23 protein-coding genes are annotated in these 21305 nt (G+C 70.5%); 6 read left to right on the forward strand and 17 right to left on the reverse strand.

What is annotated here, in order from left to right:
• From J421_RS18075 to J421_RS18150, 17 genes are all read right to left on the reverse strand, one after another.
• Window positions 1-1428, reverse strand: coding sequence for an aspartate ammonia-lyase (locus J421_RS18075; protein ID WP_025412581.1), 1428 nt, complete (start codon window positions 1426-1428; stop codon window positions 1-3).
• Between the two features lie 56 nt (window positions 1429-1484).
• Window positions 1485-1958 carry a DUF4149 domain-containing protein gene (locus J421_RS18080; RefSeq protein WP_158508832.1) on the reverse strand — a complete coding sequence of 158 codons (474 nt, stop codon included), beginning with the start codon at window positions 1956-1958 and terminating at the stop codon, window positions 1485-1487.
• Between the two features lie 5 nt (window positions 1959-1963).
• Window positions 1964-2650, reverse strand: a complete 687-nt coding sequence (locus tag J421_RS18085) for an MBL fold metallo-hydrolase (RefSeq protein ID WP_025412583.1) — start codon at window positions 2648-2650, stop codon at window positions 1964-1966.
• Entirely contained in the window at window positions 2647-3669 is a 1023-nt protein-coding gene (gene trxB, locus J421_RS18090; protein ID WP_025412584.1) for a thioredoxin-disulfide reductase, read from the reverse strand. The genes J421_RS18085 and trxB overlap by 4 nt, the downstream gene beginning before the upstream one ends.
• Before the next feature lie 40 nt (window positions 3670-3709).
• The gene (locus tag J421_RS18095) at window positions 3710-4492 is read right to left on the reverse strand and encodes an SDR family oxidoreductase (RefSeq protein ID WP_148306379.1); all 783 of its coding nucleotides are present in this window, start codon (window positions 4490-4492) and stop codon (window positions 3710-3712) included.
• Window positions 4444-5277: a PHP domain-containing protein gene (locus tag J421_RS18100; protein WP_025412586.1), complete on the reverse strand. Its 834-nt coding sequence runs from the start codon at window positions 5275-5277 to the stop codon at window positions 4444-4446. Before J421_RS18100 ends, J421_RS18095 begins: the two co-directional genes overlap by 49 nt.
• A complete protein-coding gene (locus J421_RS32850; protein WP_025412587.1) occupies window positions 5274-5576 on the reverse strand; it encodes a hypothetical protein in 303 nt (100 codons plus the stop codon). Before J421_RS32850 ends, J421_RS18100 begins: the two co-directional genes overlap by 4 nt.
• A gap of 1 nt (window position 5577) precedes the next feature.
• Window positions 5578-5892, reverse strand: coding sequence for a hypothetical protein (locus J421_RS18105; protein ID WP_025412588.1), 315 nt, complete (start codon window positions 5890-5892; stop codon window positions 5578-5580).
• A gap of 7 nt (window positions 5893-5899) precedes the next feature.
• Window positions 5900-7258, reverse strand: a complete 1359-nt coding sequence (gene sucB / locus J421_RS18110; protein WP_025412589.1) for a 2-oxoglutarate dehydrogenase, E2 component, dihydrolipoamide succinyltransferase — start codon at window positions 7256-7258, stop codon at window positions 5900-5902.
• A gap of 4 nt (window positions 7259-7262) precedes the next feature.
• Entirely contained in the window at window positions 7263-7544 is a 282-nt protein-coding gene (locus J421_RS18115; RefSeq protein ID WP_025412590.1) for a hypothetical protein, read from the reverse strand.
• Entirely contained in the window at window positions 7544-8524 is a 981-nt protein-coding gene (locus J421_RS18120) for an alpha-ketoacid dehydrogenase subunit beta (RefSeq protein WP_025412591.1), read from the reverse strand. Before J421_RS18120 ends, J421_RS18115 begins: the two co-directional genes overlap by 1 nt.
• The gene (locus tag J421_RS18125) at window positions 8521-9699 is read right to left on the reverse strand and encodes a thiamine pyrophosphate-dependent dehydrogenase E1 component subunit alpha (protein WP_025412592.1); all 1179 of its coding nucleotides are present in this window, start codon (window positions 9697-9699) and stop codon (window positions 8521-8523) included. Before J421_RS18125 ends, J421_RS18120 begins: the two co-directional genes overlap by 4 nt.
• On the reverse strand, window positions 9699-9992 hold the full coding sequence (locus J421_RS18130) for a hypothetical protein (RefSeq protein WP_025412593.1): 294 nt from the start codon (window positions 9990-9992) through the stop codon (window positions 9699-9701). Before J421_RS18130 ends, J421_RS18125 begins: the two co-directional genes overlap by 1 nt.
• A gap of 59 nt (window positions 9993-10051) precedes the next feature.
• A complete protein-coding gene (locus J421_RS18135; RefSeq protein WP_025412594.1) occupies window positions 10052-10501 on the reverse strand; it encodes a hypothetical protein in 450 nt (149 codons plus the stop codon).
• Entirely contained in the window at window positions 10498-11826 is a 1329-nt protein-coding gene (locus J421_RS18140; RefSeq protein WP_025412595.1) for an inositol-3-phosphate synthase, read from the reverse strand. The genes J421_RS18135 and J421_RS18140 overlap by 4 nt, the downstream gene beginning before the upstream one ends.
• A 16-nt stretch (window positions 11827-11842) precedes the next feature.
• Window positions 11843-12559 (reverse strand): CDP-alcohol phosphatidyltransferase family protein, encoded by a 717-nt coding sequence (locus J421_RS18145; protein ID WP_025412596.1) that lies wholly within the window; start codon window positions 12557-12559, stop codon window positions 11843-11845.
• 163 nt (window positions 12560-12722) lie between these two features.
• Window positions 12723-13034, reverse strand: a complete 312-nt coding sequence (locus J421_RS18150) for a hypothetical protein (protein ID WP_148306380.1) — start codon at window positions 13032-13034, stop codon at window positions 12723-12725.
• Between the two features lie 280 nt (window positions 13035-13314).
• On the opposite strand from J421_RS18150, the gene J421_RS18155 reads away from it, so the two are divergent.
• From J421_RS18155 to J421_RS18180, 6 genes are all read left to right on the forward strand, one after another.
• On the forward strand, window positions 13315-15054 hold the full coding sequence (locus J421_RS18155) for a glycoside hydrolase family 3 protein (RefSeq protein ID WP_025412598.1): 1740 nt from the start codon (window positions 13315-13317) through the stop codon (window positions 15052-15054).
• Window positions 15051-16331, forward strand: coding sequence for a serine hydrolase domain-containing protein (locus tag J421_RS18160; protein ID WP_148306381.1), 1281 nt, complete (start codon window positions 15051-15053; stop codon window positions 16329-16331). The genes J421_RS18155 and J421_RS18160 overlap by 4 nt, the downstream gene beginning before the upstream one ends.
• Window positions 16332-16412: 81 nt before the next feature.
• On the forward strand, window positions 16413-16769 hold the full coding sequence (locus J421_RS18165; RefSeq protein WP_025412600.1) for a HesB/IscA family protein: 357 nt from the start codon (window positions 16413-16415) through the stop codon (window positions 16767-16769).
• Between the two features lie 18 nt (window positions 16770-16787).
• Window positions 16788-18743, forward strand: coding sequence for a glucosamine-6-phosphate deaminase (gene nagB / locus J421_RS18170; RefSeq protein WP_025412601.1), 1956 nt, complete (start codon window positions 16788-16790; stop codon window positions 18741-18743).
• 12 nt (window positions 18744-18755) lie between these two features.
• On the forward strand, window positions 18756-20294 hold the full coding sequence (locus J421_RS18175; RefSeq protein ID WP_201773039.1) for a sodium:solute symporter: 1539 nt from the start codon (window positions 18756-18758) through the stop codon (window positions 20292-20294).
• Window positions 20291-21229: an N-acetylglucosamine kinase gene (locus J421_RS18180; RefSeq protein ID WP_025412603.1), complete on the forward strand. Its 939-nt coding sequence runs from the start codon at window positions 20291-20293 to the stop codon at window positions 21227-21229. The genes J421_RS18175 and J421_RS18180 overlap by 4 nt, the downstream gene beginning before the upstream one ends.
• Window positions 21230-21305 lie beyond the last annotated feature (76 nt).

Genomic DNA, 21305 nt, shown 5'->3' on the forward strand with positions numbered 1-21305 from the left:
TCAGCCGCCGGCGACCATACCGTGCGCGCCGCCGGGCACGCCGATCTCGGTCATCTTCCGGAGGTCGAGCACCTCGTCGATCTGCTCGTCGGGGAGGACCTTGTCGCGCTTCACCATGTCGCGGATCAGGATTCCCTCCTTCACCGACTGCTTGCTGATCTCGGCCGCCTTCGCATAGCCGATGTGCGGCATGAGCGCGGTCGCGAGTGCCGCCGAACGCTCCACCCAGTACGCGAGCATCGGCTCGTTCGCCTCGATCCCCTTCACCGTCTTGTCGGTGAGCACGGTCGCCGCGCTTGTGAGGATCTGCATCGACAGCAGGATGTTGTGCGCGATGACGGGCATCATGACGTTCAGCTCGAGCTGCCCGTGCTCGCTCGCGATGGCGACCGTCGTGTCGCACCCCATGACCTGGAAGCAGACCTGATTCACCATCTCGGGGATCGACGGATTGATCTTCCCCGGCATGATGGAGCTGCCCGGCTGCACGGCCGGGAGCTTGATCTCGTCGATGCCGGTGCGCGGCCCCATCACCATGAGCCGCAGGTCGCTCACGATCTTGCTCAGATCGATCGCGAGCCCGCGCAGCGTGGCGCTGAACGCCGCGGCGTCACCCATGCTCTGCATGAGCTGGATGCGGTCCTCGCCGACGCGCACGTCGAGCCCCGTGATCTCCTTCAGGTACCGGTTCATGAGCGCGGGATACTCCGCCTCCACCGTCACGCCGGTCCCGACGGCGCTGCCGCCGATCCCGAGGTCGCGCAGATAGTCGGCGGCCTGCGTGGCGCGGCGGAGCGCGCGGTCGATGGAGCCCGCGTACGCGGTGAACTCCTGGCCCAACCGAATCGGCATCGCGTCCTGCAGGTGCGTGCGACCGGCCTTCACGATGTGGTCGAACTGGCGTCCCTTCTCGGCGAGCGCGTCGCGCAGCCCCTCGAACGCACGCTGCAGCGCCGGCAGCTGCGACAGCGCGGCGAGCCGGATGTTCGTGGGGATCGTGTCGTTCGTCGACTGCGCCATGTTGACGTGGTCGTTCGGATGCACCGGCTTGTACTCGCCGCGCTTGCCGCCCAGCAGCTCGTTCGCGCGGTTCGCCAGCACCTCGTTCACGTTCATGTTGTGCGACGTGCCGGCACCGGCCTGGTACGGGTCGACGACGAAGTGCTCGTCGTGCCGGCGCGCGAGCACCTCGTCGGCGGCACTCACGATGGCGTCGGCGACCCTCGCCTCGAGGCGGCCGGTCTCCTTGTGCGTCATCGCCGCGGCCTTCTTGATCCACACCTGCGCCTGCACGAAGGGCCACAGCGGCTTGAGCCCGCTGATCGGGAAGTTCTGGCGGGCGCGAAGCGTCTGCACGCCGTAGAGCGCGTCGGCGGGGACCTGGAGCTCGCCGAGGGGGTCCTTTTCGGTGCGGAATTGGGCGGACATGGGCGTTAGGCGTTAGGCTTGCCGTTGCTCTTCCAAGAACAGATCGTTCGCTGCGCTCACGACGACACCTTGCGGGCGGCGAGCACGGTGAGCACGAGGGCGACGCCGGCGGCGAGCATGCCGGCGCCCATCCATGCCACGCTGATCCCGTGCAGGCGACCGAACTGCACGCGGCGCGGGTCGGTGGCGGCGAGCGCCTCGATGCTCGGTCCGATCTCCGCGCGCAGGCGGTGGATGCGCGGTGTGATGACGAACTGCGCGACCAGGCACGCACCGGCCGCGACGAGCGGCAGGGCGATCCGTGCGCGGGCGAACGGGCCGCCGCCCCACGCGAGCAGCGCCGCCCCGAGACCGACGACGATGCCGGCGACGAACACGGTCGGCAGCACACGGCCGACGAGCGCACCGGCAAGCGCTCGGGTGGGCAGCACGGCGAACGCCGCGGGCGCGACGACCGCCGCGACGAGCGCCGCCGCGCCGACCCACAGCGCGAGCAGCGACGCCGCGGAGACGAGCCGGATGTTAGGCACCGCGATCATCCGCCGAGCACCCGCGCGCCGCCGTTGAGGAACGGGTTCGTCGCGACCTCGTCGCCGATCGTCGTCGCGGGGCCGTGTCCCGGGTACACCACCGCGTCCTCGGGCAGCGTGGCGATGCGCGCGAGCGACCGGGACATCGCGCGCGGATCGCTGAGCGGCAAATCGGTGCGGCCGATGGAGCCGGCGAACAGCAGATCGCCGCCGAGCACCACACCGTGGCCGTGGAAGACGACGTGGCCCGGCGCGTGTCCGGGCGTGTGCATGACCGTGAAGCGCAGCGTGCCGAGCGTGAGCTCCATGCCGTCCGCGAGCTCGCGCTCCGGGCGCGGCTGCTCGGTCCACGGCAGCCAGTACATCTGCGCGGCGCGCGGCGCGTAGTCGAACACGGGCAGGTCGTCCGGGTGCAGATACACCGGCACGTCCCACTCGCGCTTCACGTCGGCAATGGCGCCGATGTGGTCGAGATGCGCGTGGGTGAGCCATATCGCCTCGAGGCGCGCGCCCGAGTCGCGCACCATGCGCACGATGCGCCCGCCTTCCGCACCCGGATCGACGACGATCGCGGCGTCGGTCGCCGGATCGACGACGAGATAGCAGTTCTCCTCGAACACGCCGACGGTGGTGTGCGAGACGCGCGGCGCGGCCGCCACCGCGTCGAGCTGATTGTCACCCGGCGCGCTCATGCCTCCACCGTTTCCGGCGGCGCGGTCTCCGCGGTCTCGAGCACCGGCGACTCACCGATGCCATGGTGCGCGAGGTAGCGCTCCGCCTCCAGCGCCGCCATGCACCCGGTGCCGGCCGACGTGATCGCCTGGCGGTAGTAGTCGTCGGCCACGTCGCCGGCCGCGAACACGCCGGGCACCGACGTCGCCGTGCGCCCCGGCGCGGTGACGACGTAGCCGTGCGGCGTGGTCTCCACCTGTCCCTTCAGGAACGCCGTGTTCGGCGTGTGCCCGATGGCGACGAACAGACCGCCCACCTCGATGTCGCGCTGCGCGCCGCTCGCGGTATCCTCCACGCGCAGCCCGGTGATCGCGTCGTCGCCGATGACGTCGACGACGCGCGTGTTCCACAGCACCCGAGTCTTCGCGTGGCCGAGCACGCGCTGCTGCATCGCCTTCGACGCGCGGAACGCGTCGCGCCGATGGACGATGAGCACCTCGCTCGCGAACTTCGTGAGGTACATCGCCTCCTCCATGGCCGTGTCGCCACCGCCGACGACGGCGAGGACGCGGTTGCGGAAGAACGGCAGCGCACCGTCGCACACCGCGCACGCCGACACGCCGCCGCCGCTCTGCGCGAGGCGCAGCTCGTTCGGCAGGCCGAGCCAGTTCGCCGACGCGCCCGTCGCGACGATCACGGTGTGCGCGAGCAGCTGCGTTCCGCCGCTCGACGTCAGCCGCTTCGGCTCGGAGACGAGGTCAACCTCGACGATGCGCTCGCCGACGACACGGGTGCCGTAGCGCTCCGCCTGCTCTTTCATGCGCTGCATGAGCTCCTGGCCGCTGATCGGCTCGGGGAACCCCGGGAAGTTCTCGATCTCGGTCGTCAGCATGAGCTGCCCGCCGGGCACCTCGATGCCCATGACCTCGCCCTCGTACACGACGGGATTGAGGCTCGCGCGGGCCGCGTACACCGCCGCAGTCCACGCGGCGGGGCCGGAGCCGATGATGACGACTTTCTCGACGTTGGAAGCGGCCATATCCGTTGGCGGCAAGGGTACGACCTGGAAGATATCGGGCTCAGCGCCGGACGTGTCGGCCGCCGTCGACGATGATCGTCTCGCCGGTCACGTAGTCCGCGTCGAGCAGATAGAGCATCGCGCCGGCGACGTCGGCGGGACTGCCCTGACGCTGCAGCGGTGTCGTGGCGCGCAGGTGCTCGGCCGAGTCGCCGTCCCAATCGTCGGGGAGCAGCACGGTGCCGGGCGCGATGCCGTTCACGCGGATGCGCGGCGCCAGCACGCGGGCGAGCGAGCGCGTCATGTGCACGATCCCGGACTTCGTGATGCCGTGCGGCACGTACGCGGGCCACGTCTCGAACGCCGCGAGATCGGCGATGTTCACGATCGCCCCGCCGCGCTCCGCCATCGCGCGCGCGGCGGCCTGCGCGACGAAGAACGGGGCGCGCAGGTTCAACGCGAACATCGCGTCCCACTGCTCCGGCGTCACCTCGCCGAACGGCGTGCGCTCCATGACCGCGGCCGAGTTCACGAGCACGTCGAGCGCGCCGAAGCGGTGCACGACGTCGTCGACGAGCCGCGCCGGCGCCGCGCCATCGGAGAGGTCCGCCTGGAACGGCTCGGCCTCCGAGCCGCTCTCGCGGATCATGCGGCACGTCTCGTCGGCGCCGCCGCGCGAGCCGTTGTAGTGCACGGCGACGCGCATCCCGCGCGCGCCGAGCGCGAGGGCGAGCGCGCGCCCCACGCGCCGACCGGCGCCGGTGACGATCGCGACGCGGCCGCGGAGATCCATCGTTAGGCAGCCCGGCGCGACTCGGCGCGCCGCTCCTGCACGGCCAGCCACTCGGCCGGCACGTTCATCATGCCGATCGCGCGCGCGCCGGGCTGGCCGTGCCAGTCGGAGCCGCCGCTCGGCACGAGGCGGAAGAAGTCGGCGAGCGCGGTGAGTCGATCGATGTCGTCGGCGTTGTGGCTCGGGTGGCGAACCTCGAGCCCATCGATGCCCGCGGCGACGAACCGCTCGACGCGCTCGCGTCGTCCCTCGCTGCCCGGGTGCGCCCACACCACGATGCCCCCCGCTTCGTGGACCAGGCGCACGGCATCGGCGACCTCGAGGCGCGGCTTGTCGACGTACGCCTTCTTGCCCGTCGCGAGATAGCGGTAGAACGCCTCGCGCTCGTCGGCGACGAAGCCGCCCTTCACGAGTGCGCGCGCGACGTGCGGCCGCCCCACGGCGCCGCCGCCCGACTCGGCGAGCACGGCGTCCACCGTGAGCGGGACGCCGATCGCGTTCAGCTTCGCGACGATCTGCTCGGCGCGCGTGACGCGGTCGTCGCGGAACCGCGCGAGCGCGCTCGCCATGAGATCGACGCGCGCGATGTGGAGGCCGAGCAGGTGGACCTCCATCGCCCCGTCGTGCGCACTCAGCTCGACTCCCGCGATGACGCGCACGCCGAGCGACTGGCCGGCGCGGATCGCGGCGTCGACGCCGCCGACCGTGTCGTGGTCGGTGAGCGCGATCGCCGCGAGCCCTGCCGCGCGCGCCGCGTCCACGACGGCTTCGGGCGCGAGCGCGCCGTCGGAGGCCGTCGAGTGCAGGTGCAGGTCGACGTGCTGGCCGTCGCTCACGGGCGCGTGCCGGCGCCGCCGCCAGGCAGCACGGAGCCGCGGTACCCTGCCTCGGGCGACGTGTCGCTCGGCTGCGAGTAGCGCAGCAGCTCCATGAGTTGCGCGTCGCTCAGCTCGAACAGCGACTGCTCGCGCGACCGCGTGCCGACGGGCGAGTAGCGGGTGACGCGCACGACGCGGTCCTCGCCCTCGCCGGCGACGAAGATGAGCCCGAACTCGTCCATGTTCATGATCGTCGTGAAGCCCGACGGGAACACGCGCCAGGTCGTGCCGTCGAGGGTGAGGGTGCGGGTCGGCATCTCAGGTGTGCGATGGTGGAGGCGTCACGATCTCGAGGTACGTGTCGAACGCGGCGGTCTCCGCGCGCGTCGGGGCGAGGCGAAAGTCGAGCGTCTCGGTGAACAGCGCGTCCTGGTCGAGCGCGGTCGTGAGCGACGCCCGGTCGCGCGTCTCGACGAACTCGAGGAACTCTCCGGTCACGTCGTCGCGCTCGAACGCCCAGAAATGTACGCCGCACGCCGTCGCGCTCGCGCGCCGCTCGGCAAGGCGCGCGAGGTAGGCGTCGCGCTCGTCGGACGACACGGTGAGCCGGCGGACGGCGAGCGCGTGTGCCATGCGCCGATCAGAGGCCCGTGTCCGGGAAGCTCTCGAGCTCCTTCTTCACGAACGCCATGAACCGATCCGCGTCGGCGCCGTCGACGATGCGGTGGTCGAACGAGATCGAGAAGTACGAGCACGTGCGAATGGCGATCGTGTCCTCGCCGTCCGGCCCAGTGATCACCTTCGGCCGCTTCTCGATCGCGCCGACGCCGAGGATGCCGGACGTCGGCACCGGGATGATCGGCGTACCCATGAGCGAGCCGAACACGCCCGGGTTCGTGATGGTGAACGTCGCGCCCTGCACGTCCTGCGGCTGCAGCTTCTTCGACCGCGCGCGCCCCGCGAGATCGTTCAGCTGCCGCGTGAGGCCGGTGAGCGAGAGGTCGTCGGCGTTCTTGATGACGGGGACGATGAGCCCCCAGTCGAGCGCGACGGCGATGCCGACGTTGTACTGCTTGCGGTAGACGACGTTGTTGCCGCTCACCGCCGCGTTCAGCACGGGGAACGCCTTCAGCCCGTCGACGACCGCCTTGATGATGAACGGCAGGTACGTGAGCTTCTCGCCGGTCGCGCGCTCGAACTCCGCGCGCTTCGCGGCGCGGATGCGCGCGATGCGCGTGAGGTCGATCTCGAAGAAGCTCGTGACGTGCGCGTTCCAGCGGCGGGAGAGCGTCATGTGCTCCGCCGTGAGCTGGCGGATGCGGCTCATCGGCTCGACGATGTCGCCGGGCATCGACTCGACGGTCGGCGCCTGGACGCCGCCACCGAGGCTGGCGCCGGCGCCGGCCGGAACGTTAGGCGCCGGCCCGGTCGGCCGCGCGACGGTGACGCCGCCCTCGATGATCTCGAGGATGTCACGCTTCGTGACGCGGCCGGCGACGCCGGAGCCGTGCAGGCCGGTGAGCTCGATGCCGTGCTCCGCGGCGATCTTGCGCACGAGCGGGGAGCTCTTCGTCTTCACCCGCTCCTCGAACGACGCGCCGTTGCCGCCCGGCGCGGACGACGCGCCGCTCCACGCGGACGGCCCACCGGCACCCGCATCGGCCGAGGCCGCGGCGGGAGACGACGCGGACGCCACCGGTGCGGGCGGCGGCGGAGCGGGTGCCGCTGCCGGAGCACCGCCCGCCACCAGCGCGCCCTTCTCCGTCTCCAGCCGCGCCACGACGGTGCCGACGGCGACGGTCTGCCCCTCGGTGACGGTGATCTCGGCGAGCACGCCGGCCGACGGCGCGGGGATCTCCGCATCGACCTTGTCGGTCGAGATCTCGAAGATCGGCTCGTCGCGCTTCACCTCGTCGCCGATCTTCTTGAGCCAGCGCGAGAGCGTGCCCTCGGCGATGGACTCGCCCATCTGCGGCATGATGACGTCTACACGCGCCACGGGACTAACCTCGGTCGTTGTTGATGTCGGGCGCCGGCTGGCTCAGGCGCCGCAGGACGAGCATCGGAAGCGTGAGGGCGCCGAGCAGCGCGCCGATTCCCGCGTAGACGTGCCAGTCGCACGTCGGGATGTCCGGGCACGTGGGCGCCTTCGTGAAGTACGCCACGATCTTCGACAGCAGCACGGCGATCATCGAGCCGCTGACGGCGCCGATCGGCACCATGAAGCACCCGATCGCGGTCTTCGGCGGACCGCCCTGCCGCTCCGGCTGCGGGGAAGCGCCCATCAGTACGCCGCGAGCCGACGCGCGGCGAACACGACGTCGGCCGTCTGCGGCAGCACGAAGTCCTCGAGCGCGGGCGCGTACGGCAGTGGCACGTCGTGCGCCGTCACGCGCAGCACCGGCGCGTCGAGCCACTCGAAGCACGACTCGTTGATGCGGGCCGTGATCTCGCCCGCGATGCCGCCGGTGCGCGTGTCCTCGTGCAGCACGAGCACGCGGTTCGTCTTGCGCACCGTGGCGAAGATCGCCTCGTCGTCGAGCGGCGCGAGCGTGCGCAGGTCGAGCACCTCCACCGACAGCCCGTCCTCCTTCTGGAGCTGCTCGGCCGCCTCGAGCGCCTTGTACACGGTCGCGGCGTACGTGACGATGGACAGATCGGTGCCCTCGCGCGCGACGCGGGCCTTGCCGATCGGGACGACGTGGTCACCCTCGGGCATCGTGCCCTTGATGCGGCGGTACAGGTACTTGTGCTCGAAGAACAGCACGCAGTCCTCGTCGCGAATCGCCGCCTTCATCAGCCCCTTCGCGTCGGCGGCCGTCGACGGATACACGACCCTGAGCCCCGGCGTGTGGACGAAGCCGGCCTCGGGGTTCTGCGAGTGGAACGGGCCGCCGCGCACGTAGCCGCCGCTCGGGCCGCGCACGACCATCGGGCACGGCAGGAACGCGCGATAGCGCGCCGTCGCGACGTAGTTCGTGAGGATGTCGTACGCGTTCGCGACGAAGTCGATGAACTGCATCTCGACGACGGGACGCATACCCATGTGCGCCGCGCCGGCCGCCGCGCCGACGATGCCGATCTCCGAGATCGGCGTGTCGATCACGCGCTGCTCGCCGAAGCGCGCGAGCAGGCCGTCGGTGACCTTGAACGCGCCGCCGTACGCGCCGATGTCCTCGCCCATGAGGAACACGTTCGGGTCGCGCTCCATCTCCTCGACGAGCGCCTCGCGGATCGCGTCGAGGTACGTGATCTCCGTCGTCACGCGTCCTCCTGCGAGATCTGCGAGGCGTAGGTGCCCCACCCTTCCGCGCGCTCGTTCGTCTCGACGGCGCTCCGCACGCCCTCGCGGAACCAGAGCGGCCGCTCCGCCGGCGGCTCGGCGTAGATGCCGACGAGCGCGTCGAGCGGCTCGGGGAAGCCGGAGGTCTCCGCGATCTCGGTCGCCTCGTCCACCTCGCGGCGCACGCGCTCGTCGACGGCGGTGAGCTCGTCGCTCGCGAAGCCGAGCTCCGACGTGAGCACGTTCAGGTAGCGGTCGACGGGATCGTTCTCGGCGGCCCACCGCTCGATCTCGCCGGCGGGCACGTAGCTCTGGTTGTCGTGCTCCGCGTGTCCCTTGCGGCGGTACGTCATCAGCTCGACGAGCGTCACGCCCTCGCCGCGACGCGCGCGATCGACGGCGCGCTTCGTGACGTCGTACACCGCGAGCACGTCGTTGCCGTCCGCCTGCTCGGCGGCGATGCCGTAGCCCGGCGCCTTGTCGACGAACTGCCGCGCGAGCGTCTGCTTCGCCGTCGGCGTGGAGTACGCGTAGCCGTTGTTCTCGACGACGACGACGAGCGGGCAGCGCTGCACGGCGGCGAAGTTGATGCCCTCGTGAAACGCGCCCGTGCTGGTCGCGCCGTCGCCGACGTAGACGAGCCCCACGCGATCCTCGCCGCGCTGCTTGAACGTCAGCGTGACGCCGGCCATCACGGGGACCATGTCGCCCAACGGCGAGATCTGGCCGATGAAGCCGCGATCGAGGTCGCCGAAGTGGATGTTCAGCTCACGGCCGCGCGTCGGCGAGTCGCCCTTCGCCATGTACTGCTTCAGCACCTCGACCGGCGTGGCGCCCTTCACGAGCATGGAGCCGAGGTTGCGGATGAGCGGCGACATGATGTCGCGGCGCTCGAGCGCGAACGTGCTGCCGACGGCGTCGGCCTCCTGGCCGAGCGATCGGAACAGGCCGCCCACCACCTTCGTCTGCCGGTACAACGCGACGAGCCGCTCCTCGAGCGTGCGCGTGAGGCGCATCCAGTAGTACAGGTCGAGCTTCTGGTCGCGGGTGAGCGCATCCGACGGCCGGGACTCGGGACCCGGGACTCGGGACTCGGGGCTGCGGACTCCTGAGTCCCGAGTCCCGAGTCCCGAGTCCCGTCTCTGCGTGCGTGGCATCAGTATCCGGCCGTCGGCGCGTGCGTGGGGTCGGCCATGCGATGCAGCGCGACGAAGAACTTCTTCACGTTCTTGTCCAGACGGCTCTCGCCGATCTGGTCGGTGTCGACCTCGACGAACGTGTAGTGCCCGCCCTCCATGCGCACGCGGAGCGTCATGGTGCCGAGCTGCCCGGTGAACGTGCGCGCGCGGTCGTCGCGGGCCTGGGCCGTGAGGCCTAACGCGGGAAAGAACCGGTCGGCTTCCGCGATGACGGTCGCGGGGGCGACGGACGTACGATGAAAGAGGCGCATGGGTGCCTGCGTGCGAAACCGCGAGCCGGTCGCTGCCGGCTCGCGGGTGGTCAGTGCGGTCAGTGCGCGGGGCGCTCGCTGATGGGCCGCTCGGCGCGCACCGTCTGCGTCCACTCCACCTTCTCCAGCGGCTTCGTGGAGTCGGGGCGGAAGCGCATGCCGAGCGCCCAGTCGCCCGCGGTGGTGTAGCTCAACCGCGCGGTGTACGTGCCCGCCTCGCGCCCCGGCGTGAACGAGTCGTACTTGTTCACGCGGTCGATGCTCGTGGCGTAGATCTGCCCCTCGCCGTTGTCGACGAGCTGGCGCGTGTTCCGGTCGAGCACCGTCACCGTGTAGATGATCGGCTCGCGCGCGCGCGGCGGCGACGGATCGCTGCTGACGCGGAACTCGAAGTGGTCGGAGCGGAGCGTGATGTCCGCCCGCGGCGCGGCCCCGCACGCGGCGAGCAGCGCACCGCCCAGGATCGTGGCGGCGAGCGTCCGCCCGCCGCGCGGGAGCCGGTTCGTCATGACGCGTAGTACTCCAGACCGAGGTGCGTGATCTGCTCCTCGCCCATGAGGTGGCGGAGCGTGTTCTTCAGCTTCGTCTGCTGGATGAACAGGTCGTGCTCCGGCTGCAGCCCCGGCGCCGTCATGGGGCTCTTGTAGTAGAACGACAGCCACTCCTGGATCCCCTTCATGCCCGCGCGGTGCGCGAAGTCGCTGAACAGCGCGAGGTCGAGCACGATGGGCGCCGCGAGGATCGAGTCGCGACACAGGAAGTTGACCTTGATCTGCATCGGGTAGCCCATCCACCCGACGATGTCGATGTTGTCCCAGCCTTCCTTGTTGTCGCCGCGCGGCGGATAGTAGTTGATCCGCACCACGTGGCTGAAGCCGTCGTACAGGTCCGGGTACTTGTCCGGCTGCAGGATGGTGTGCAGCACCGACAGCTTCGACTCCTCCTTCGTCTTGAACGACGCGGGGTCGTCGAGCACCTCGCCGTCGCGGTTGCCGAGGATGTTCGTCGAGTACCACCCCTCGAGGCCGAGCATGCGCGCCTTGAGGCCCGGCGCGATGACGGTCTTCATCCACGTCTGGCCCGTCTTGAAGTCCTTGCCCGAGATCGGCACGCCGCGGTCGATCGCGCACTGCACGAGCGCCGGGATGTCGACGGAGAGGTTCGGCGCGCCGTTGCAGAACGGCACGTTCTCCATGATCGCCGCATACGCGTACAGCATCGACGGCGCGATCTGGTCGTCGTTCGCCTCCATCGCCTTCTCGAACGCCTCGATGGTCGCGTGCTGCGGACCGGGCTTGATGTAGATCTCGGTCGACGCACACCACACGATCACGACGCGATCGAGGCCGTTCTCCTCCTTGAAGCGGCGGATGTCGGCGCGGATCTGCTCGGCGATGTCGCGCTTGTTCTTGCCCTTCTTGACGTTCGTGCCGTGGATGCGCGTGACGAAGTGGTTCTCGAACGCCGCCGGCATCGGCTTGATGGCCGAGAGGAAGTCCTTGATCGGCTCCAGGTCGCGGTCCTCGAGCACGCCGGCCTTCTTCGCCGCGGTGTACGCGTCGTCGGGGATCGGGTCCCACGCGCCGAACACGATGTCCTGCAGGTCCGCGAGCGGGACGAAGTCCTTGATGAGCGGCGACCGATTCTCGGTGCGCTTCCCGAGGCGGATCGTCGCCATCTGCGTCAGCGAGCCGATGGGCTTCGAGAGGCCGCGGCGGACGCTCTCCACGCCGGCCATGAACGTCGTCGCCACGGCACCGAGGCCGGGCGTCAGGATGCCGAGCTTGCCCGTCGCCGGGCGGACCTCGGACTTCTTGTCGGGGGAACCCGTCACGAAAGAACTCTCCAAGTCAGGAAGGCAGCCCGGGTCCCCGCCGCGCCTCCGCGAGCGCCGGCGGCACCTCGGCGCCGTCGACCGGTCCTTCCGGATGGTCGATCGGCTGCGTCACGCGGTGCACGTAGACGATCCGCTGTACGGCGGTGATCCAGGCCGTGACCGACAGGACGGCCACGATGAGCATGAGCACCCAGCCGCCGAGCGCGAGGCCGAAGAACGCCTGCGGTGCGGACAGCAGCGTCACCCGCTCGGGGCGCTGCATCATGCCGACCTTGGCGTCGATGCCGAGCGCTTCGGCGCGGGCCCGGGTGTAGGAGGTGAGGAACGTGCCGATGATGCCGAGGATGGTGAGGGCGACCATCGGGGTCCCCGCCCAGTGCGGCACGCCGTGCAGCACGTCGTTCCGGGCGAAGAAGACGGCCAGCCCTCCGAGCACCGCGCCGTCGGCCACGCGGTCGAGCGTCGAGTCGTAGAACGCCCCGAAGACGGTCGTGCGCCCCGAGGCGCGGGCGACCTTGCCGTCCAGCACGTCGAACATCGCCGTCAGGCCGAGCCACCAGCCCGCCGTCATGATGTGCCCGGACGCGTACAGCCCGCCGCCCACGATGTAGGTCAGCGTGCCGACGGTGGTGATGGTGTTCGGGCCGACGCCGACCTTCACCAGCCACCCGGCGAAGGGCTCAATGATTCTGAGGTACCCTCGTTGAATCGCGAGCCACAGTCGCTGCATGTCGGGGAGTCGGGGGGATGATGCGGCGGCCCCGTCCCCGCCCTCCGCCTCGGGATGGGCTCGGGAGCGATGTTCGAAGGGCCGGAGCGAAGCCGCTCCGGCCCGGAAAGCTATGCGGGGCGCTGGGGGGGATCAACCGCAATGGACGGGCCCCGCGTCGCGCTCACGGCACCCGCCACACGTAGCCCGCGCCGAGGACGATGTTCTCCCGCGTGTAGCTCACCGTGCCGTCCACCGGCGCCGCGCGGAGCGTCACGGTCGACCCGGGATTCACGCCCCGCACCGGCACCGTCTCGGTCGTGTTCGCGGCCACCTGGCGCACGAAGATCTCGCCGCCGCCGCTGTTCGGCCGCACGTACACGTTCACCGCCTGGGCGAGCCCGTTCGTGAACTGGATCGACGTCGCGGGAGCCGGCGACTCGCCGGTGCGCACCTCCACCTGCCGCGCACACGCGGCGGGGGCCGTCAGAGTCACTGCGATGGTCGCCAGTCGAAGCAGCAGTCGCATCCCGTCCTCAGGAGTGATCGTGGTCGAGCGTTCGGCTCTTTCGGAGGTGCAAGAGCCATGCACGGTTCGGTACGCAGCGAATTTCAGAGGGAATTCCAGCGCGCTGGACCGCCGGGTAACTTGGACCGACATGCGCGCTCCACACTCTCGATCCCGCTCGCTCGCCCGCCGCGCCACGATCGTCGGCGGTGCCGTGCTGGCCGGCGCCTGCGCGACTGCCTCTCCCGCACCCGCTCCGTCGCCCACCGTGGGCGCCCTTCCCGCCGGACCGCTCGACGTCAACCGCCCGCTCACGGCGCGCGAGCAGGCGTGGGTGGACGGCACGCTCGCCTCGCTGTCGCTCCGCGACCGCGTCGCGCAGCTGGTCACGGTGTGGGTGCTCGGCGACTACACGAACGCGAGCGACTCCAGCTTCGTGCAGGTCCGGCGGTGGATCGAGGAGGACCACGTCGGCGGCGTCGTGATGTCGCTCGGCTCCCCGCTCGAGGTCGCGGCGAAGGTGAACGCGATGCAGGCGATGGCGCTGCGGCTGCCCGCGCACATCCCGCTGCTCGTCTCCTCCGACGTCGAGCCCGGGCTTGGCCGGCTCGAGGGCGGCGTGTTCACGCCGCAGCTGTGGAGCGCCGGCAGCGCGACCGTGCTGCCGACGAACATGGCGATCGGCGCCGGGGGCGCGGAGGCCGACGCGGAGGCGGCGGGCCGCATCACCGGGCGCGAGTCGCGCGCCGTCGGCATCCACGTCGCGTTCGCGCCCGTCGTGGACGTGAACAACAACCCCGGGAACCCGGTCATCAACGTCCGCTCGTTCGGCGAGGATCCCGACCGCGTCGCGAAGCTGTCGGTGGCGTTCATCCGCGGCGTGCAGGGCGAGGGCGTGGCCGCCGTCGCGAAGCACTTCCCCGGACACGGCGACACCGACACCGACTCGCACACGGCGCTTCCCGTCGTGCGCTCCGACCGCGCGCGCCTCGACGCGGTGGAGCTGGTGCCGTTCCGCGCGGCGATCCAGGCGGGCATCGCCGGCATCATGACCGCGCACATCGCGCTGCCCGCCGTGGAGCGCGACAGCACGCCGGCGACGCTCTCGCCGCACGTCATGACGGGGCTCCTGCGCGACACGCTGAACTTCCGCGGCATCACGTTCACCGACGCGATGACGATGGAGGGGATCGGCAAGGGCTACACGATCGACCGCAGCGGACCGCTCGCCGTGGAGGCAGGCGACGACGTGCTGCTGATGCCGACGAACGTGCCGAAGATGCTCGACGCGATCGTGGGGCGTGTGGAGCGCGGCGAGATCCCGCGCGAGCGGATCGACGCGTCGCTGCGGCGGCTGCTCGCGCTGAAGGTGCGCACCGGCGCGGTGGCGCGGCCGATCGTGTCGCTCGACTCGCTGCGCCAGGTCGTCGGCGCGCCGCAGCACTGGGCCACGTCGTACGACATCGCGCGCCGCGCGATCACGCTGCTGCGCGACTCGGCCAACCTCGTGCCGGCCGCAGGCACCGGATCGATCGCGGCCATCGTGTACGCGCCCGAGAACGAGCCGGTCACCGGCACCTCGCTCGTCGCCGAGCTGCGCGCCACGGGACGACAGGTGCGCGACTTCCACGTCACCGCGCGCAACGCGCCGGCGTCGCTCGACTCCATCGGTGCCCTGGCGCGCCAGGCCGACCGCATCGTCGTGATGACCTACACGCGCACGTTCGAGGGGAACGGTCGCCTGGCGATCCCCGCGCACGTCGCGAGCTGGATCGACGGCCTCGCGTCGACCGGAAAGCTGATCGTCGTCGCCGGCGGCAACCCGTACGTGATCCGCCAGTTCCCGCACGTCGGCACGTACCTCGTGAACTACGGGCGCGGCGACGCGCTCGAGCGGGCCTCGGCGCGCGCCATCGTCGGCCGTGCCCCAATCACCGGCCGCGCGCCGATCACGCTGCCGGGCTTCTTCGCGCGCGGCGACGGCATCCAGCGGGGGGCGACACCATGATGACGCTGCGTGGCTGCGTGCTGCGCGCGGCCTGCGCGATCGCGCCGTTAGGCGCGGCGTGTGCCCGCAGCCCCCGCGAGATCCCGCGCGACGTCCCCTCGCCGCCTGCGGCCGCGTCGACGACGACGGTCACGACCACCACGGTCACGTCGACGAGCGCCGTGCCCGCGCCGCCGGCGGCGGCGCTCCGCCGGCTCGCCGACACGGTGCGGCGCGTGCTCGACGCGGCGGTCGCCGACAGCGCGTTCCCGGGCGCGTTTGCCGTCATCGGCAACGCGGGCGGCGTGCTGTTCGAGTACGGCGCCGGACGCATCGACTGGAAGGCCGACGCGCCGCGCCCCGACGAGCGCACGCTGTGGGACCTGGCGTCGCTCACGAAGGTGACGGCGACGACGAGCGCCATCATGCAGCTCGTCGAGCAGGGGCGCATCTCGCTCGACGACCCGGTGACGAAGTATCTGCCGGAGTGGAGCGGTGGGCCGAACAGGGACCGCGTCACGCTGCGGCACCTCATCACCCACTCCTCGGGGCTGCCGCCGTTCAAGGCCTTCCCGATGGACATCGACGCCGACAGCACGCGGAAGCTGTTCCTCGCCGTTCCGCTCGACTCGCTGCCGGGGCAGCACATGACGTACAGCGACATCGGGTTCGTGTTCCTCGGCTTCATCGTCGAGAAGGTCAGCGGCGAGACGCTCGACCAGTACGTCGTGAACCACGTGTACCGCCCGCTCGGCATGAACGAGACGTTCTTCCGCCCGGATCCGTCGCTCATGGCGCGCATCGCGCCGACGGAGACGCAGGCGTTCCGGGGCGGCCAGGTGCGCGGCATCGTGCACGACGAGCGCGCGTGGCGCATGAACGGCGTCGCCGGTCACGCCGGATTGTTCTCCACCGGCCACGACCTCGCCCGGTTCGCCCGCATGTACCTCAACAAGGGGCAGCTCGACGGCGTGCGCGTGTTCGCCGAATCGACGGTGACGCGCTTCACGGGCTACGTCGACTCCACGTACTCGAACCGGGGCCTCGGGTGGCAGAAGCCGGAGCTGCCGGGCATGCGCTTCACGGGGCCGAGCAGCGCGTGGGCCGGGCACGTCGCGACGCCGAGCGCGTTCGGGCACACCGGCTTCACCGGCACGTCGTACTACATCGATCCGGCGCGCAACCTGTTCGTCATCCTGCTGTCGAATCGCGTGAACCCGACGCGCGAGAACAACAAGATCACGGCGGTCCGGCGGCAGCTCTCGGACGCCGTGGTCGCCGCCCTCACCATGCAGTGACCGGTTGAGAGGGGCGGTCTGGGGCGCTAGATTTCTCCCATTCTGCGGCGCATCTCCGCGCCCACTTTCTGGAGGCAATGGATGAGCACCACCACTCAGTCCGATCTCGTCCTGACGGTCACGTCGGTCGCCACGGCCGAGGTGAAGAAGTTCATGGACGCCGAGGGGGTGTCGTACGATCAGGGCGGGCTCCGCGTGAGCGTGCAGCCCGGCGGGTGCAGCGGCTTCAAGTACGGCCTTCTCATCGAGGATCAGCCGGCCGAGGACGATCTCGTGCTCGCCCAGGACGGCTTCAACGTCTTCGTCGATCCCTTCTCGGCGCAGTACATCAACGGCGTGACCATCGACTACGTCTCGTCGATGCAGGGCTCGGGCTTCACGTTCAAGAACCCGAACGCGACCGGCGGCTGCGGCTGCGGCAGCTCCTTCTCCGCCTGATCTGATCGATCCCGACTCATGACACACACGGTTCCGAGCGCCGCCCCCCGGCGGGCCGCCGGCACCGCGACCGAGGCCCGCGACCCCGACAGAGGTCGCGGGCCTTCGCGTCTCGGTGGCGGCGTCAACAACACGTCGCGCGAGCGCATCCCGACGCTCGTCCTCGCCGACCACGACGCGATCGCGCGCGAGGTCGCCAACCGCATCGACGCGCTCATTCGCGAGCGGCAGGCCGCCGGCCAGCGCACGGTCCTCGGCCTCGCCACGGGCTCGACGCCGATCGGCGTCTATCGCGAGCTGATTCGCCGCCACCGCGACGAGGGGCTGAGCTTCCGCGACGTCGTGACGTTCAATCTCGACGAGTACTACCCGATGGCGAAGGACAGCATCCACTCGTACCACCGGTACATGTGGGAGAACCTGTTCGCGCACATCGACATCGATCCGAAGAACGTGCACATCCCGCCGGGCGACATCCCGCGCGAGGAGGTGAGCGAGGCATGCGCCGAGTACGAGGCCGAGATCCGCCGCATGGGCGGCATCGACTTCCAGCTCCTCGGCATCGGCAAGACGGGGCACATCGGCTTCAACGAGCCGGGCTCCGGCGCCGACAGCCGCACGCGGCTCGTGCACCTCGACAACATCACGCGCAAGGACGCGGCGGCGGACTTCTTCGGCGAGGAGAACGTTCCGCGCGAGGCGGTCACGATGGGTGTCGCGACCATCCTCGACGCGAAGGAGATCGCCATCCTCGCCACCGGCGAGCACAAGGCGGCGATCGTGCGGCGCGCGGTGGAAGGCGAGATCGACCACGCCGTCGCCGCGACGTTCCTGCAGCGCCATCCGGCGACGACGTTCTTCGTCGACGAGCCGGCCGCGGCGGACCTCACGCGCGTGGCCACCCCGTGGCTGCTCGACGAGGTGGAGTGGACCGAGGCACTCATGGTGCGCGCGGTGACGTGGCTGTCGCTCACCGTCGGCAACGGGATCCTCAAGCTCACGCAGCGCGACTACAGCGACAACGCGCTGTCCTCGCTGGTCGCCCGCTACGGCTCGCCGGGCGAGGTGAACGGCGCGGTGTTCAACCTCCTCGGCGCGAAGATCCGCGGGAAGAGCAAGCTCCCGCGCGGGAAGAAGATCGTCTGCTTCTCCCCGCACCCGGACGACGACGTCATCTCGATGGGCGGCATCCTGTACAAGCTCGCCCAGAACGGCAACGACATGACGGTCGCGTACATGACGAGCGGCAACATCGCGGTCTTCGACCACGAGGTCCGTCGCTACGTCGACTTCCTGCTGCGGCTCGACCGCGAGCGGCACGTCGGCAGCCCGGAGCTGCGCAGCTTCGCTGACCGCGTGTACGAGTGCCTCGCGAAGAAGAAGCCGGGCGACGTGGACATCCCCGAGGTGCAGGACACCAAGCGCGTCATCCGCGAGGCCGAGGCGGTGAGCGGCATCGAGGTGATGGGCCTGTCGAAGGCGAACGCGCGCTTCCTCAACCTGCCGTTCTACCAGACGGGCAAGGTGCGCAAGGATCCGATCGGGCCGGCCGACGTGAAGATCGTCCGCGAGCTCCTCGAGGAGAGCGAGCCGGACCTGATCTTCGTCGCCGGTGATCTGTCGGACCCGCACGGCACGCACCGCATGTGCAAGGAGGCGATCGACCTCGCGTTAGGCGAGCTGCGCAACGCGGGTGCCAAGCTCCCCGAGGTGTGGCTGTATCGCGGCGCGTGGCAGGAGTGGCCGGTGACCGAGGCGACGGTGCTCGTGCCGATGTCGCAGGAAGAGCTGGAAGTGAAGATCCAGGCGATCTTCAAGCATCAGTCGCAGAAGGACTCCGCGCCCTTCCCGGGCCAGGACGAGCGCGAGTTCTGGCAGCGCGTCGACCAGCGCAACAAGGACACGGCGGCGACGCTCAATCGACTGGGGCTGGCCGAGTACTTCGCGATGGAGGCGTACGTCATTGCCGGCTAGCGAGGGCGGTTGGTGAAGACGTTCAACCTCCTCGACGGCCTCGTTCTCGTCGCGTACCTCGTCGGCGTCACGCTCCTCGGCATCTGGGTGGGGCGCCGACAGAAGGACGCGCGGGACTACTTCGTCGCCGACCGCGCGATCCCGTGGTGGGCGGTGCTCTTCTCCATCGTCGCCACCGAGACGAGCGCGCTCACGTTCATCTCCACGCCGGGGCTCGCGTACCGCACGAACCTCGGCTTCCTGCAGATCGTCGTCGGCTATCTGCTCGGACGCATCGTCGTCGCGTCCGTGCTGCTGCCGCGCTACTTCGAGGGCGAGATCGTCACCGCCTACGCGCTGCTCGAGAAGCGGTTCGGGCTCGCGACGCGGCGGTTCACGTCGATCGTGTTCATGGTGACGCGCGCGCTCGCCGACTCGGTGCGCGTGTTCGCGACCGCGGTGCCGATCGCGATCGTCATCGGGCCGGTGGTGACCGACCAGCGCCTCGTGATGCCGGCGGCGGTGCTCATCCTCGGCATCCTCACGATCATCTACACGTACCGCGGGGGCATGAAGGCCGTCGTGTGGACCGAGATCCTGCAGGCGTCGATTTATCTCCTCGGCGGATTGATCGCGCTCGTGCTCGTCGGGCGCCTCGTGCCCGGTGGGTGGAGCGCGATCCTCGACCGCGCGGGGGCGGCGAACAAGCTCCAGGTGGTGCAGTGGTACTGGGGGCTCGACCAGGCGAACACGCTGCTCGCCGGACTGCTCGGCGGCGCGTTCCTGTCCATGGCGTCGCACGGCACCGACCAGCTCATCGTGCAGCGGCTGCTGTCCGCGCGCTCGCTCCGCGACTCGCAGAAGGCGATCATCGGGAGCGGCGTGGCGGTCATCGCGCAGTTCACGCTGTTCCTGATGATCGGCATCGGGCTGTGGGTCTTCTTCGCCGGCCGCGAGTTCCCGACGCCCGACTACATCTTCCCCACGTTCATCGTGCAGCAGATGCCGCACGGCCTCATCGGCCTGCTCGTCGCGGCGATCGTCGCGGCGACGATGAGCACGCACTCGGGGGCGATCAACTCGCTGGCGGCGGCGGCGACGCACGACATCTACCTGCCGCTCACCGGGCGGCGGGCCGACGACCCGCAGACGCTGAAGGCGGGCAAGCTGTTCGCGCTGATGTGGGGCGTCGTGCTCACGCTCGGTGCGCTGCTCTTTCCCGAAGATCCCAAGACGCCGGTGGTGGTGGTCGCCCTCAGCATCGCGTCGTTCACGTACGGAGCGCTGTTAGGCGTGTTCTTTCTCGGCAACTTCTGGCGGCGCGCGATCCAGCGCGACGCGCTGACCGGCCAGGTCGTCGCGCTGATCGTGATGGCGTTCATCGTGTTCGCCGGCCAGTTCAGCAGGTGGTTCCCGGCGCTCGCGCCGGTGCTCGCGCCGTTCGGCAGGATCGCGTGGCCGTGGTACGTGCTGATCGGCACCGCGATCACCGTCGGCGTGGGGATGCTGTCGTCGCTGTCGCATGGGATGCCGCGGGCACGGAGCGCTGACGAACGGGGGCTCGGACGATGAGCGTGATCGTGGTGGGTGTCGACGGCGGCGGGTCGAAGACGCGCGTCGTCGTCGCCGACGAGCAGGGCCGCGAGATCATCGCGGTCGAGGGGCCCGCGTCCGCGGTGCGCCCCGGACAGGTGGAGCACTCGGCCGACGTCGTGGCGGCGTGCGTGCGCGACGCGCTCGGCGCCGCGAACATGACGCACGTGCTGCCGCGCATCCTGTGCGTGGGCGTCGCCGGCGTCGGGCGCGAGCCGGAGCGCGATGGCCTGTGGCAGGCGCTGGCCGAGCGCGAGCTCGCCGACGAGGTGGTGGTCCACACCGACGCGGCGGTCGCGCTCGACGACGCGTTCGGTGACGGCGCCGGCATCCTGCTCGTGTCGGGCACCGGCTCCATCGCGTTCGGCCGCGGGCCGGACGGCACGTTCGCCCGCTGCGGCGGGTGGGGCCCGGTCATCGGCGACGAGGGAAGCGGCGCATGGATCGGCCGTCGCGCGCTCAACGTCGCGTCCGCGTCCGCGGACGGCCGCGAGCCGGAGACGGCGCTCGTGAACGCGTTGCTCACCGCGATCGAGGCCGACGACCCGGCGGCGATGGTTCGCTGGGCGGCCGAGGCGACGCCGGCGCAGTTCGCGCGGCTCGCGCCGGTCGTGCTTCAGGTCGCGGCGACCGGCGACCTGCGCGCGAACTCGCTCCTCAGCATGGCCGTCGAGGAGCTCGTGATCCACGTGCGCACGCTCGCCCGCAAGCTGTTCGTCGACGAGCGCGCGGCGGCGCCGGTGGCGCTGTCGGGGGGGTTGCTCACGCGCGGCTCGCCGCTCCGCAAGCGCGTCGAGCATCGGTTGAAGAGTGCCGTTCCCGGCGCGCAGGTGCGCAGCCAGGACATCGAGCCGGCGCGCGGCGCCGTGCGCGCGGCGCTGCGGTCGTTAGGCATCGAGGTGGCTACTGCGTAGGGCAGGAGGGCAGGAGGGCACGAGGGCAGGAGAGAGTCCGGTTCTCTCCTGCCCTCGTGCCCTCCTGCCCTCCTGC

It is taken from the genome of Gemmatirosa kalamazoonensis (assembly GCF_000522985.1).
GTDB lineage: Bacteria > Gemmatimonadota > Gemmatimonadetes > Gemmatimonadales > Gemmatimonadaceae > Gemmatirosa > Gemmatirosa kalamazoonensis.